The organism is Hymenobacter ruber (genome assembly GCF_054783255.1).
The window spans coordinates 1,400,600-1,414,498 of record NZ_BAAGQX010000004.1 but is presented as its reverse complement, the minus strand read 5'-3'; the positions used below and the strand labels follow the sequence as shown (position 1 = coordinate 1,414,498).

The following is a 13,899-nucleotide window of genomic DNA, read 5'->3' as shown; positions in this document are numbered from 1 at the left end:
GCCCGCAGTAAAAGGTTGCCTCACCGCGGTGTTCTCGGGCAACGAGGAAGGTCCGGGCAACGCACAGCACGTTGCTTTTTTGGCAGAAATTGACCCGCTCCACCAGGCCCAAACCAACAGCTAAGTACCATTGACCACTTAATCAGAAAAGCATTGTGGTGGCCGTGAAAGTCAGTCAGGGCTGCCGCAATGCTCTTCCCAACCTACATCGCCATCTGGCTGCTGCGCTGGAAGGCCTGCGCCACCGCCGCCGTATCGGTGTAGACCTGGAAGCGCGACACTTTCCCGTCGCGCAGCTGGAAGACGTGGGCCCACTCTTCTTCTTCGGACTGACCCGTGGCCCGCGCCCGGGCTTTGCCGTAGCCCAGCGCCACCAGCTTATCGCCCTGCGCGATGTATTCCACCGGCTCGAAGCGTTCAAATTCCACGGCCTCGTGCAGCTTGGTGAAGAACGTGGCTACCGCTTCCTTGCCGCGGTACACACCGGCATACGGAATGGCCGGCGCGGCACCGGGAATAACAAATTCAACATCGTCGGTGTACAGCTTCAGCAAGTTGGGGATATCGCCCTTGCCAAACAGCTCGTATCCGGCTTGCACTGTCTGGGTGTTCTGTTGCTCATTCATGGCCGTGAGATGGATAAGAAGTGAAGGGTTGTCAAGCAGCTCATCTCTTCCCGCAACCCTATCGGCAACAGACGCTTTTGCGGCAGCGGCAGCACTCACGCCTAGCGTTCAGCTCGCCTCAGCAACTAAGTCAATATACATATTTTATTATTTATCTCCGAGGGCATTTGCGTCTTCACGCTCACTCACGCGCCAGGCGGAGGCGGGCCTGGCCCTGGGTGCCGCTCAGCAACAGGTAGTAGATGCCGCCGCTCCCCATCTGCCGGGAGAGGTCCAGGTCTACCGCCGCGCCGGGGGTGGCGGCGGGCAGCCGGCCGGCTCCCACCCGCTGGCCCAGCGCCGAAACCAGGGAGTACGCCACCGGGCCTTGTACGCCCTCGGGCAGCACCAGCGTGAACCGGCCGGTAGTGGAGGGATTGGGGTAGGCCTGCACCCGGAATGCCCCCAGGGTTTCCGCTTGCGGCTGGCTGGCGGTGGCTAGGCGGGCGGCCGGTGGAGCCCCGATTTGCTGCCAGAGCTCGACGCCGGAGAAATTGGGCCAGCCGCCGGTGGTGGTGAACCGAATGGTGCCGGCCGGACCAAGCGTGACCGGGTAGGGCCCGAGCTTGGCCCAGGTGCCGGCCGGGCCGCTGTTGTAGTTGGCACGCACCACCTGCCCGTTCAGGCTCAGGCTATACACTTCCGGGTTGTTGTCTTCCCACACGTAGAGGTAGGCCATGTAGGTGCCGGCCGGCACGGCCGAGAGCGTCAGTTTCAGGCTGGGGCCGTACACCGCGGCCCGAATCATGCCCGCCCGGGCCGCGTCGGTGGCCGGAATCAGGGGCACGTTCTGGTTTTGGAAGCTGGCCCCGTTAGTCGAATAGTTTGGGGCCGTGCTGCCGGCCCAGGCGTGGCCGTCGAGCGTGAGGGCCGGGCCATTCAGGTTGATGGCCCGGTAAAAGGCGTAGGTGTTGTCCAGCATCTGGCTGTATTTCACGGTGAGGAAGTCGGGGCCGTTGACGGCCCCGGTGCTGCTGCCGGTCACCAGCACGTTGCCGCTATTGTCCACGGCCAAACCTATGGGTCTGAGGATTTCATTCCTTTTTCCCCATGCAGCCGAACCATCCAGGCTATTGTAACGCACGGTGAAGGTTCCGGTTGAAGCTGTATTGAGGCTGTTGCCCGTGACGTAGACGCCGCCGCTGTTATCCACGGCAATAGCGCAGGGCTCGTCGTAACCGTTGCTCGGGCCATTGTACGTGCTGACCCAGCTCTGCGCCCCGGTGGCTGCGGCGTAGCGCATCGTGGTATAGTCACCGTTGTTGGCACCGAAACTGTCGGTACGGCCCGTGACGTAAACCCCACCGGCATTGTCCACGGCTATTGCGCTGGCCAAATCGTCACCGTTAGCGGGGCTGTTGTAGCGGCTGGCCCAGCTTTGCGCCCCGGTAGCGGCGGCGTAGCGCACCGTAGCCATGTCTTTATCTGATATCCCGGTGACGTAGACGCCGCCGCCGTTTACAGCGATGCCGTAGGCCGCATCGTCGCCGTTGACAGGGCTATTGTAGCGGCTGGCCCAGGTTTGCACGCCCGTGGCGGCGGCGTAGCGCACCGTGGCGTAGTCGTTATCGTAGAGCACGCCATTATTGCTTAGGCCCGTGACGTAGACGCCGCCGCTGTTGTCCACGGCGATGGCAAAGGCTTGGTCATAGCTATTGGCGGGACCATTATAGCGACTGGCCCAGCTTTGCACGCCCGTGGCCGCCGCGTAGCGCACCGTGGCAAAGTCCCGGCTTGCGCCATTGGTTGAGCCCGTGACGTAGATGCCGCCGCTATTGTCCACGGCAATGGCCCGGGGCCTGTCGTCGCCGTTGTCGGGGGCGTTGTAGAAGCTGACCCAGCTCTGCGCGCCCGTGGCAGCATCGTAGCGCAGCGTTACATAGTCACCACCAGGGGTGCCGTAGATGTTGTTATAGCCCGTGACGTACACCCCACCGGCATTATCTACCGCAATAGCACTGGCTTGCCCGCCACTGTACTCGCTCACCCAGAGCTGTTGGCCGGCGGGCGAATACTTTACCGTTACCACCCTGATACTGCCCACTGTATTACCGCTGGATGTTCCGGTCACGTAGCTATTCCCGGCGTTATCAACCGCTATCGACTTCGCCAGGTCCCACAGACTGGCGGCCCCGGAATATGCATCTGACCACCCGGCCGCGCCGGTAGCGGCCTGGATTTTTACCGTGTAAAGGATTGGGCTGGCCCCAGGCGCCTGGCTGCTGCCCGTGACGTAGACGCCCCCGGCGTCTACCGCCAGGGCGCGGGCCTGGTCGTCGCTGCCGCTGGCCGGGCCGCTGTTACGGCTCACCCAGCTTTGCGCGCCCGTGGCCGCCGCGTAGCGCACCGTGGCATAGTCATTATCCGAAACACCGGGGCTGATGCCCGCGACGTACACCCCGCCGCTGTTATCCACCGCAATGGCGCGGGCGTCGTCGTTGCCATTAGCCGGGCCGTTGTAGGTGCTGGCCCAGCTTTGTGCTCCCGTGGCCGCGGCATAGCGAATGGTCACGTAGTCCCCGTTTTTGGTCCCCGTCACGTATACGCCGCCGGTGTTGTCCGCCGCAACGGCCTGGGCGCTGCTGCCGGCGTAGGTGCTCACCCAGTTCTCGGCTCCGGTGGCCGCGGCGTAGCGCACCGTGGCCTGGCCGCCATGGCCGATGCCCGTGACGTAAACCCCGCCACTGTTGTCCACCGCGATGGCGCTAACATCGCTAAAATTGTACGTGCTGGTACTTACAATGGGGTTGTAGGTATTGGCCCAACCCTCGGCGCCCGTGACGGCGTCGTAGCACACCGTGTCGTAGTAGCGTTGGAGGACGGTGGTAGGGTTGTCGCGACTGGTCCCGGTGACGTAGACCCTGCCGGCGTTATCTACCGCAATGGCTCGGGCGCCGGAGAAAGTGCCGTGTATCCTGGCCCAACTCTCGGCTCCGGTGGCCGCATCATAGCGCACAGTACTGTAGACACTCGCTCTGGCCCGGGAACTGGTGCCCGTGACGTAAACGCCGCCGGCATTATCTACGGCGATGGCAATGGGGTTGTCCCGGCCTATGGTGGGGTCGCCGTAGGGGGCGTTGAAGGTGCGGGCCCAGCTTTGCGTTCCCGTGGCGTCGTCGTAGCGCACGGTCAGGTAGTCGGTATAGGAGTAGGTGTCTATCACGGTGCCCGTGATGTAGACGCCGCCGGTATTGTCCACCGCAATGGCCCGGGCACTGCCACCAGCGTAGGTGCGTACCCAGAGCTTTTCGCCGGTGGGCGAATACTTTATCGTCACCATTTTCGAGACCGTCGCGCCACTGTCCAGGGCCGTGCTGGTGGCGTAGCTGTTGCCGGCATGGTCCACCGCTATCGAGATGGGCTGGTCGGGCAGAATGGGAGCGCCGGCCGTTGCGCGGCTCTGGCCATCGTAGCGCGCGGCCCATTCCTCCGTGGCCTGCTGCTGCGCCCAGAGCGCCGGGGCCATAAGGAAGCAGCAGCAAATCAGCAGCAAACGCGTGCAAACCGTGCCGACATAAAAGCGGGAGTAGGAAGTATCAGCCATATGGAAAGGGGAAAAAGTGGCACAAGCAGCCCTCTCCCCTCCCGTGGAGAGGGGGCCAAGGGGGGCGACGGCGCGCACAACACGCATCCACGCCGGGAATTGGGAATTGACTTTGCTGCCGGGGCCAGTGGGGGAACGGGCACCCGGAGTGGTGGGAGGGGCTGATAAGCGTAGCCGTCGCGTCAGTACAATTGTAAATGTATATATTTAATTTATAATTGCAATAATTTAATTTGATAACCCCGCAAATCTTTCTGAACGGGCCTTTTCCGGGCCGAAACAAGCCCCGAATACCCGGAAGCGGCATTTCGGGCGCGTATTCTTCCATTCCGGCCGGCGTGCGTACCTTTGCCCGCAGTGATGGGGCGCCTCACCGCGGCGCTTTCGGGCGACGAGGAAAGTCCGGGCAACGCAGAGCACCTTGCTTCCTAACGGGAAGGACTGGCAAGCATAATGCGAACCAGGACAGCGAGTGCCACAGAAAATTACCGCCTACGTACCAGCCTTCGGGCCGGTGCCGGTAAGGGTGAAAAGGTGCGGTAAGAGCGCACCAGCGGGCGGGCAACCGTCCCGGCTGGGTAAACCTCAGGGGTTGAAAGACCAAATAAGCTGGTACGCCGGCGCGGCCTTCGGGTGGCATCGGCACCGGGCGGCTCGTCCGGCGCCAGCGGGTAGGTTGATGGAGCCTTTCCGCGAGGACTGGCCTAGATAAATGGTGAGGCAGGGGCTTCGGCCCCGGACAAAACCCGGCTTACAGACCCATCACCTCACAACAAAAAAGGCCACTCCCGCCCGGGAGTGGCCTTTTTTGATATTTGCACCGTGGGCCTGCCACAACGTCTGGCGCAGCGCTGCCCCGCCTGTTGGGGTGGCCCCACGGCCCGGGGGCTATTTCTTGTTGGCGGCGCGCACGGCTTTCACCTCCGCCACGGTCACGGCGCTGGCTTTGTTGCCGAAATTGCTTCGCACATAGGTGAGCACGTCGGCCAGCTGCTGGTCGGTGAGGTAGGCCTGCGAGGGCATCACGCCGTGGTAGTCCTCGCCGTTGATTTCCTCGCCTTTGAGGCCGTTGAGCAGCACTTTGGTGAGGCGGGTTTTGTCGCCCAGCACGTAGTCGGTTTTGGCCAGGGGCGGGTTCATGCCATCCACCCCAAGGCCGTCGGCCTGGTGACAGGTGAGGCAGTATTGGGTATAGATGGCCTTGCCCTTGAGCACCGAGGCCGAGGCGGCGGGGGCTTTGGCAGCGGCTTTGGGGGCCGTTTTTTTCTGGGCGAAGGCCGGGGCGCTGGTCAGGGCCAGCACGGCCAGCAGGGCAAAATACTTTTTCACGAACGCGCTTATTTCTTGGTGTACATGATGCGGTAGATGGTGCCGGCCTTGTCGTCGCTTACGTAGAGCGAGCCGTCCGGGCCCTGGGCCAGGCCGCAGGGCTTGTGGTCGGCGCGGCCGCTGGCAGCTTTGGCATCTGAACCGGCAAAGTTGTCGGCAAATACCTCCCATTGGCCGCTCGGCTTGCCGTTTTTGAAGGGCTGGAATACCACGTAATAGCCTTTCTGAGGCTCGGGGGCACGGTTCCAGGAGCCGTGGAAGGCGATGAACGCGCCGTTGCGGTACTTCTCCGGAAACATGGTGCTGGTGTAGAACAGCAGGCCGTCGGGGGCGGTGTGGGCGGGGTAGGCGGCGGCGGGCTCCAGGTACTTGGGGTCGGCCAGCTTCTTGCCGTCGCCGCCATACTCGGGGGCTAGGATTTTTTTGTGCGTCAGGCCATCGTAGTACAGGAAGGGCCAGCCGGCGTTGGCACCCTTGTTGATTTCGTAGAGGCATTCGGCCGGCAGCTCAGCCGACTGTTTGGTGGTGTACATCTCGGGGAAAATGTCGTGGAGCTGGTCGCGGCCGTGCTGCATCACGAAGAGCTGGTTGTTCTGCGTGTTCCAATCCAGGCCCACTACGTTGCGCAGGCCGGTGGCATAGCGCGTGCCCGAGCCATACGTCTGCCCCACCTTATCGGCCCGGAACTGCCAGATGCCGCCCGCCGAATCCAGAATCGGGCAGTTCTGCCGGCCCATCGAGCCCTTCTCGCGGTCCTTCACCTGGCAGGAATTCGAGTACGCGCCGATGTTCACGTAGATATTGCCGGCATTGTCCAGCACGATGGATTTGCTCTCGTGCTCGCCCCGGTTCAGCAGGCCGCTCACGATTTTTTCGGGCTGCGTGGGATTGGTCACCTCCCCTTTCGCATCGAGCTTGTACCGGTACACGTCCTCATCCGAAGAAGCGTACAGGTAGCCGCCCTTGGCATAAATGCCCGTGCCGCCGTAGCTGCCGAAGCCGCCCGTCACGGTGGCTTTGCCGGTGGCATTGGGCTTCAATTCCAGGATGCCTTTGCCGTCTTTCGGTTTATTGAGTTTCACAAAAATGTTGCCCTGGGGCGTCACGGCCAGGTGCCGGGCGCGGCCGCCGGTTTCGGCCACCACCAGCGCGCCGAAGCCGGCGGGCAGCTTCAGGCCGGCATTATTCGGGTCGGGCGCGAGGGCGGGCCGGCTGGTGAGCGAGTAAAGGCCGAGGCTGCCGGCCAGGGCCGCCGTGAACAGCAGCGGGCGGGTGAGGGTATTTTTCATGTAGAGGAATTAGGGTTGGATTGGGCAAAGGACTGGAGTTCGTTGCGGGCCGGCCCGCAACGAACCGCCTGGAAGCGATGACTACTTAAACTCCTAGCGCCGCTTTTCGTTACCTTCGCGCCGCGCCATTTGCACCAAACGCAGTTTCCGCTCCCATGCCCCGCATCCTCATCATCGACGACGAAAAAGCCATCCGCAACACGCTGAAGGAGATTCTGGAATTTGAAAACTACAAAGTCGACCAGGCCGAAGACGGCCCCGCCGGCCTCGACCTGCTCATCCAGCAGAAATACGATGTGGTGCTCTGCGACATCCGCATGCCCAAAATGGACGGCCTCGAAGTCCTGACCCGCGCCCAGGCCATGGGCACCGACGCCGCCTTCATCATGGTATCGGCCCACGGCAGCATCGACACCGCCGTGGAAGCCACCAAAAAAGGCGCCTACGACTTCCTGCCCAAGCCGCCCGACCTCAACCGCCTGCTCGTCACCGTCCGCAACGCCCTCGACCGCACCAAGCTCGTCACCGAAACCAAGACGCTCAAAAAGAAGCTCTCCGTCACCAAAGGCTCGGAAATGGTGGGCTCCTCGGCCGCCCTCGGGGCCGTGCGCAAAGCCATTGAAAAGGTGGCTCCCACCGATGCCCGCGTCCTCATCACCGGCCCCAACGGCGCCGGCAAGGAGATGGTGGCCCGCCAGCTCCACGAGCTCAGCAACCGCGCCCAAGGCCCGCTGGTGGAAGTAAACTGCGCCGCCATCCCCTCCGAACTGATTGAAAGCGAGCTATTCGGCCACGAAAAAGGCTCCTTCACCTCGGCCGTGAAGCAGCGCATTGGCAAGTTCGAGCAGGCCGACGGCGGCACCCTCTTCTTGGACGAAATTGGCGACATGAGCCTCTCGGCCCAGGCCAAAGTGTTGCGCGCTCTCCAGGAAAACAAAATCACCCGCGTTGGCGGCGAAAAGGAAATATCGGTAAACGTGCGCGTCCTCGCCGCCACCAACAAAGACCTGCTCCAGGAAATTGCCGATAAAAACTTCCGCGAAGACCTTTACCATCGCCTTTCGGTGATATTAATTCAGGTGCCTTCGCTGAATGACCGCCGCGAAGACATCCCCGAGCTAATTCAGAAGTTCCTCAACGACATCGCCGCCGACTATGGCAACAAACCCAAGAAAATCGACGCCGCCGCCCTGGAATATTTGAAAGGCCTCGACTGGCGCGGCAACATCCGCGAACTGCGCAACGTGGTAGAACGGCTTGTAATCATGAGCGACGACACCATTTCGGAAGGCGATGCCAAGGCATTTGCGGGAAAGTAAACGCTTATAATAAGCCGTATTAATTGGCCGTGTTGCATTAGAGCAGCGCGGCCAATTTCTTTTCCAACCTGCTAATCCTCCATTGATTTGTGGCTCATTTATCTACTAAGTCTATTCTCTCACTTCGTTATCAATGGGTTGCTTTTGCAATAATTATTGCGTTAGGCATAGCTTTCGACAATTACCTAAAGTGGGATATCTTTCATAATTCACACGCCTTTGCCATTCATAAAGGCCGCACTATTTACGGTATATTCCAACTCATTAGTTTCGGGTTTTTCGTCTTAACAACTTTCGGACGCAAACCGATTCTATGGATAATTACTATTGCAATAATCACCACCAAATTAATTCTCTTTTTAACCTTTTTGGCTCGAGACTACCATTACTTCTACCAAGCTTACAATTTATTTTATTATCAAATATTTAGTATTGCAGGTTATCACTACGACCTATGGAAAGTCCGATGGATTGGAAGGTTGTTATTTGACAATAACCCTATCAGCTACGCATTTATTATTGGTCTGTATGTCTACTGGATTAACTGCTGCCGCAAAATGCTAGGTCTTTACACCATCTGATTGCACCCGCGCACGTCCGAATTATCCATGCGCCCCAGCACCTCAAATGAACCGTCTGGATGCATCCGCGCCAAATCCTTGGTTTCGATAAACGCGCAGGAATCCACGTTCGCCAAATCAATCACATTGATGGCCCCATCGGGTCTATCGCCAATTGAGAACGGGTCCGACGGGTCGCGTAGCAGCACGCGTAGCGGCGCGGGGCAGCGGAAACGGCCATCACCGAGCGAATAGGCCTGGCTCAATAATTCCGTCATGCCGTACTCAGAATGAATACCGGCCGGGCCAAACGCCCGCTGCAACTCAGCATGTAGTTCCTCCCGAATCATCTCGCGGCGGCGGCCCTTCATGCCGCCGGTTTCGAGCACGGTGAGGCCTTGCAGTTCCGGCACAGGGCCGGCTTCCAGCGCGAAATCCAGCAGCGCGTAGCTCACGCCGATGAGCATGACGCGACGGCCGGGCACTTGCTTGGCCTCGGCCAGTGCGGTGCGTAGGGCGGCGTGGTCGTGCAGGAAAAAGGCCGGCTGCGACTGGCCGGATTGCTGGGCGAAATAATCCACCATCGCCACCAGCGAGGAGTTGCCCTGCTCCAGATACGACGGCAGCAGCGCCAGAAATGTCCAGCCCGTGAGCGGGCCATAGTACTGCTCGAAGATGCGGGCCGCGTTTTCGCGGTACAGCGCCGGCTCGCGCACGAGGTGGCGGCTGCGCTGCTGCAGCGTGGTGCCGCTGCTAAGAAATAATTCCTGGGGTTCCCAACCCACGGGCTCGGTACAAACTTCGTGGGTTTTGAAAAATTCGATGGGCAGGAAGGGAATATCCGTTAGCCGGGCCACAGCGGCGGAATTGCGGCCGAGTTGCGCGAGGTAGGCCGCGTAGGACGGGCAGTGCATAGCCTGGTGCCGGAACAACGCCAGCGCGGCAGCCTCGAATGTAGCGGCCGTAACCTGGGGCAAGTGGGCCAAATAATCAGAACGAAAACTCATGAGCAAACAAGGACATTAGCAGGAACCACCGAACCAACCACCTTGGCTATTCGTTGGGAAGAACGTACTTTGGGGCCACTTCGGCCGTTGTGCTTCTGACTTCTCACTTCCTGTCTATATGAACCTGTTTCGTACCCTGAGCGGAGTTGCTTTCCTTGGCCTGGCCGGGGCGGGCCTCAGCGGCTGCCTCAGCGCCCCTAGTTACTCGAACACGCCCGAAATTGAGTTTAGAGACGTTAAGGTAACGCGCATTGCTGCCGCCAATGGCAACGTGGGCCGCGATACGCTAGAATTCGTGCTCGGCTTCCGCGACGGCGACGGCGACCTGGGTCTGGGGCCGGAAGACCTTGCCGTGGCCCCCTTCAACTCCAAAATCGGCGGGCATAACAACCGGGGATACAGCTACAACTACTTCATTCAGCCTTACAAAAAGAATCCTATTACCAAGGCTTTTGATTTTTTTGTGACTCCGGCTCAGCCCCCGTTTCCCGCCGGCGTGCAGGGCGAATACGACAGCCAATACCCCCGCCTAAATGGGGCCGACGGCCGCGCTGCGCCCCTAAAAGGCGAGCTGCGCTACAAGCTGCCCATTTCCCTCGACGGCACAGTATTCAATCCCGGCGATGTATTCCGGTTTGAAATCAGCATCCTGGACCGCGGCCTGCACGAGAGCAACCAAATCACCACCAGCGAGGTGACGCTTTAGGCCGGCCCGGCGGGCCGGCCTATTACGCTAACACTTTAGTAGATAGCCGGAAACTTCTCCGGCGCGTCCTCGCTCATCATCTCATAGATGGTGTCGAACACATCCTCAGCGTTGGGCTTGCTGAAGTAGTCGCCGTCGGAGCTGTAGGCCGGGCGGTGGGCTTGCGCGGCCAGGCAACGCGGCTGCGCGTCGAGGAAGCGGTAGGCCTGCTGCTCGTCCAGCACCTGCTGCATCATGAAAGCGGTGCCGCCGCCGGGCACGTCCTCGTCGGTGAACAGTACGCGGTTGGTTTTCTGCAGGCTGTCGGCAATGAGGTGGTCGGTATCGAAGGGCAGCAGGGTTTGCACGTCGATTACCTCTACCGAGATGCCCACGTCGGCCAGCTGTTTGGCAGCGTCCATCACGATGCGGCACATCGAGCCGTAGGTAACTACGGTTACGTCGGTGCCTTTTTTCAGCACTTCGGGGCGGCCCAGCGGCAGGGTGAATTCGCCCACGTTGCTGGGCGTTTTCTCTTTCAGGCGGTACCCGTTCAGGCACTCAATCACGATGGCGGGCTCGTCGCTGCGCAGCAGCGTGTTGTAGAAGCCGGCGGCCTGCACCATGTTGCGCGGCACGCACAAATGAATGCCCCGGATGCTGCCCAGAATCATCTGCATGGGCGAGCCAGAGTGCCACACACCTTCCAGCCGGTGCCCGCGGGTCCGCACGATGAGCGGAGCCTTCTGGCCGCCCTTGGTGCGGTACTGCAGGCAGGCCAGGTCGTCGCTCAGAATCTGGATGGCATACAGCAGATAATCAAGGTACTGAATTTCAGTGATGGGCCGCAGGCCGCGCAACGCCGCCCCAATCCCCTGCCCCACAATGGTGCATTCGCGAATGCCGGTATCGGTCACGCGCAGCTCGCCAAATTTGTCCTGCAAGCCGGCAAAGGCCTGGTTCACATCACCAATCTTGCCCACGTCCTCGCCGATGGCGAAGATTTTGGGGTCGCGCTGGAAGTTGGCGTCGAAGCAAGCTTGCAGCACTTCGCGGCCGTCCACCACGGCCGCATCAGCGGCGTAGGTGGCGGCTACTTCTTGGATATTGCCCACGGCCATTTCACTCTGGCTGAACAGGCTGGAGTTGTAGCGGTCGGCGTTTTCGGCCAACAGTTGCTCCAGATGTCGCTGCACCGAGCGGCGGCCGAAGCTGCGCTTCTCGTTGCGCACCTGGCGCAAGGCGCGGCGCAACGTCCGCACGATGTCGGCCCGGATGGGTGTGGGGTTCGATTTCAGCTGCTCCACCAGCTCGTGCATGGAGTTTTCGGTACCAGTGTCGGCCACCAGCTTATCGAGCAGGGCCACGGCCTCGTCGCGCTCCGCTTTAATGGGGTCGAAGAAGGCGGCCCAGGCAGCCGTGCGGGCCGTTTTGATAACGGCAGCGGCAGTTTTTTCGATTTCGTCCAGCTCCAATTCGGTGGCGTGACCCTCGGCCAGCAGCCACTCGCGCAGCTTATGCAGGCAGTCGTGGTCCTCCTCCCAGGTCAGGCGGTCCTTGCTCTTGTAGCGCTCGTGCGAGCCGCTGGTGCTGTGGCCCTGCGGCTGCGTGAGCTCCGTGACGTGGATAAGCACGGGCACGTGCTGCTCGCGGCACACGGCGGCGGCCCGTTGGTAGGTGTCCACCAAACCGGCGTAGTCCCAGCCGCGCACCACGTAAATCTCGAAGCCCGACTGGCCTTCGCCCTCGCGCTGCAAGCCCATCATGATTTCGCTGATGCTTTGCTTAGTCGTCTGATATTCAGCCGGAACGGAGATGCCGTAATGGTCGTCCCAGACGCTCACCAGCATGGGTACCTGCAGCACGCCGGCCGCATTCAGCGCCTCAAAAAACATGCCCTCCGAGGTGCTGGCGTTGCCGATGGTGCCGAAAGCCACCTCGTTGCCATTGGTCGAAAGTGTGTCGAACTGGTGCAGCTCGGGGTTCTGGCGGAAAAGCTTGGAGGCGTAGGCCAGGCCCAGCAGGCGCGGCATCTGGCCAGCGGTGGGCGAGATATCGGCCGAGGAATTTTTGGTTTGGGCGAGGTTGGTCAGGTTGCCGTCCTCGTCAAGCATGCGGGTGGCGAAGTGGCCGTTCATGGCGCGGCCGGCGGTGGCGGGCTCGGCCTCTACGTCGGGGTTGGCGTAGAGCTGGGCGAAGTATTGCTCCCAGGTAAGCTGGCCAATGGCGGCCATAAACGTCTGGTCGCGGTAGTAGCCGGCGCGGAAATCGCCGTTTTGGAAGGCCCGGGCCATGGCCAGCTGCGGCACTTCCTTGCCATCGCCGAAGATGCCAAACTTGGCCTTGCCCATGAATACTTCTTTGCGGCCGGCCAGTGAGGCGTGGCGGCTTTCCCAGGCCAGGCGGTAATCGGTGAGAAAGTCGGCCTTGGTGAGGGGCGCGGCTAGCGCGGGCACGGCGGTTTCGGCTGCGGACATATAATGAGGGTCAGGATACGTGGGAATTTTGGAGCGGAAGAGGCAGGCGGCCGGGGCCGTGGTGCAAAAATACGGAATCGGGGCCGGGTGGGTGGCGTGGCAGGGTTTGGCCGTATATTTGGGGTGCAATGGTAATAAGTATTCCGTGCTGATTGTCAGCCCGGCACTGTTGTTACCGGCTTTGTTTTTCTACTTAAAAACTGCCCGTCCCGGCTTTTGATTACCGGCTCAGGGTTTAGAAATCATGAAGAAACTCCTTACCACTATTTGCCTGCTGGCATTGGCCGGCGCGGCCCACGCCCAGGGCGTGATGCAGTTTTCGACCGACAACCACGACTTCGGCAACGTGCCCGAAGGCACGATGGCCACCTACGAGTTCAAGTTCAAAAACACCGGCAATCAGCCCGTTATCATTGCCAACGTGCAGGCCAGCTGCGGCTGCACCACCCCGGACTGGACCAAAACCCCGGTGCTGCCCGGCAAGATGGGCGTTATCAAAGCCATGTACAGCAGCGCCGGCCGCCCCGGCGTGTTCAACAAAACGGTGACCGTGACCAGCAACGCCACCGAGGCCAGCAAGGTCCTCAGCATCAAAGGCACGGTGCTCACCAAAGACCAGATTAAACCCACGCTCACGCCGGCCCAGCTGGCCGCCTCGCCGCACCTGGTGCTGGACCGCAGCGCCCACGATTTCGGCAAAATGGAAGCCGGCCAGCAGCCCACTGCCCGCTTCACGGTGAAAAACACTGGCAAAACCGAGCTGGTGCTCGGCGCGCTCTCGTCGGGCTGCTACTGCGTGGGCTACAAGAATAACCCCGCGCCCATCGCACCCGGCCAGAGCGAAGTAGTGGAGCTGCTCTACAGCCAGCGCCAGCTCGGGCAGGTGAGCGATGCTGTGACCATTACCTCCAACGACGTGAGCGGCGACGCCAAAATCACGCTCAAGGCCAACATCGTGCGCGACCTCAGCGGCAACAGCATGGTGAAGGAAAGCGGCACGGCGGTTCCGTTTAAGTAAAGACGG

Annotated in this window: 9 protein-coding genes and 1 other RNA gene; 4 read left to right on the top strand and 6 right to left on the bottom strand. The window is 61.0% G+C overall.

What is annotated here, in order from left to right:
• Positions 1 to 203: 203 nt before the first annotated feature.
• On the bottom strand, positions 204 to 626 hold the full coding sequence (locus tag ACYVM5_RS16590) for a nuclear transport factor 2 family protein (protein ID WP_460619218.1): 423 nt from the start codon (positions 624 to 626) through the stop codon (positions 204 to 206).
• Between the two features lie 181 nt (positions 627 to 807).
• Positions 808 to 4,209 (bottom strand): SBBP repeat-containing protein, encoded by a 3,402-nt coding sequence (locus ACYVM5_RS16585; protein WP_460619217.1) that lies wholly within the window; start codon positions 4,207 to 4,209, stop codon positions 808 to 810.
• A 357-nt stretch (positions 4,210 to 4,566) separates the two neighbouring features.
• On the opposite strand from ACYVM5_RS16585, the gene rnpB reads away from it, so the two are divergent.
• Positions 4,567 to 4,979: RNase P RNA component class A (rnpB, locus tag ACYVM5_RS16580), an RNA gene on the top strand.
• A gap of 118 nt (positions 4,980 to 5,097) precedes the next feature.
• Here rnpB and ACYVM5_RS16575 read toward each other — a convergent pair.
• Together ACYVM5_RS16575 and ACYVM5_RS16570 are read right to left on the bottom strand one after the other, a co-directional pair.
• Entirely contained in the window at positions 5,098 to 5,538 is a 441-nt protein-coding gene (locus ACYVM5_RS16575) for a c-type cytochrome (RefSeq protein WP_460619216.1), read from the bottom strand.
• Between the two features lie 8 nt (positions 5,539 to 5,546).
• Positions 5,547 to 6,827, bottom strand: a complete 1,281-nt coding sequence (locus tag ACYVM5_RS16570) for a PQQ-dependent sugar dehydrogenase (protein WP_460619215.1) — start codon at positions 6,825 to 6,827, stop codon at positions 5,547 to 5,549.
• Between the two features lie 155 nt (positions 6,828 to 6,982).
• Here ACYVM5_RS16570 and ACYVM5_RS16565 point away from each other — a divergent pair, with 155 nt between their 5' ends.
• On the top strand, positions 6,983 to 8,146 hold the full coding sequence (locus tag ACYVM5_RS16565; protein WP_460619214.1) for a sigma-54-dependent transcriptional regulator: 1,164 nt from the start codon (positions 6,983 to 6,985) through the stop codon (positions 8,144 to 8,146).
• A 568-nt stretch (positions 8,147 to 8,714) separates the two neighbouring features.
• On the opposite strand, the gene ACYVM5_RS16560 is transcribed toward ACYVM5_RS16565, so the two are convergent.
• Complete coding sequence (locus ACYVM5_RS16560) at positions 8,715 to 9,713, bottom strand: acyl transferase (RefSeq protein WP_460619213.1); 999 nt, start codon at positions 9,711 to 9,713, stop codon at positions 8,715 to 8,717.
• A gap of 118 nt (positions 9,714 to 9,831) precedes the next feature.
• Between ACYVM5_RS16560 and ACYVM5_RS16555 the strand changes: the two genes are divergently transcribed.
• A complete protein-coding gene (locus tag ACYVM5_RS16555; protein ID WP_460619212.1) occupies positions 9,832 to 10,419 on the top strand; it encodes a hypothetical protein in 588 nt (195 codons plus the stop codon).
• Positions 10,420 to 10,454: 35 nt separating this feature from the next.
• Here the strand turns inward: ACYVM5_RS16555 and ACYVM5_RS16550 are convergent, their stop codons facing one another.
• Entirely contained in the window at positions 10,455 to 12,875 is a 2,421-nt protein-coding gene (locus ACYVM5_RS16550) for an alpha-ketoacid dehydrogenase subunit alpha/beta (protein WP_460619211.1), read from the bottom strand.
• 244 nt (positions 12,876 to 13,119) lie between these two features.
• Here ACYVM5_RS16550 and ACYVM5_RS16545 point away from each other — a divergent pair, with 244 nt between their 5' ends.
• Positions 13,120 to 13,893: a DUF1573 domain-containing protein gene (locus ACYVM5_RS16545; RefSeq protein WP_460619210.1), complete on the top strand. Its 774-nt coding sequence runs from the start codon at positions 13,120 to 13,122 to the stop codon at positions 13,891 to 13,893.
• Positions 13,894 to 13,899 lie beyond the last annotated feature (6 nt).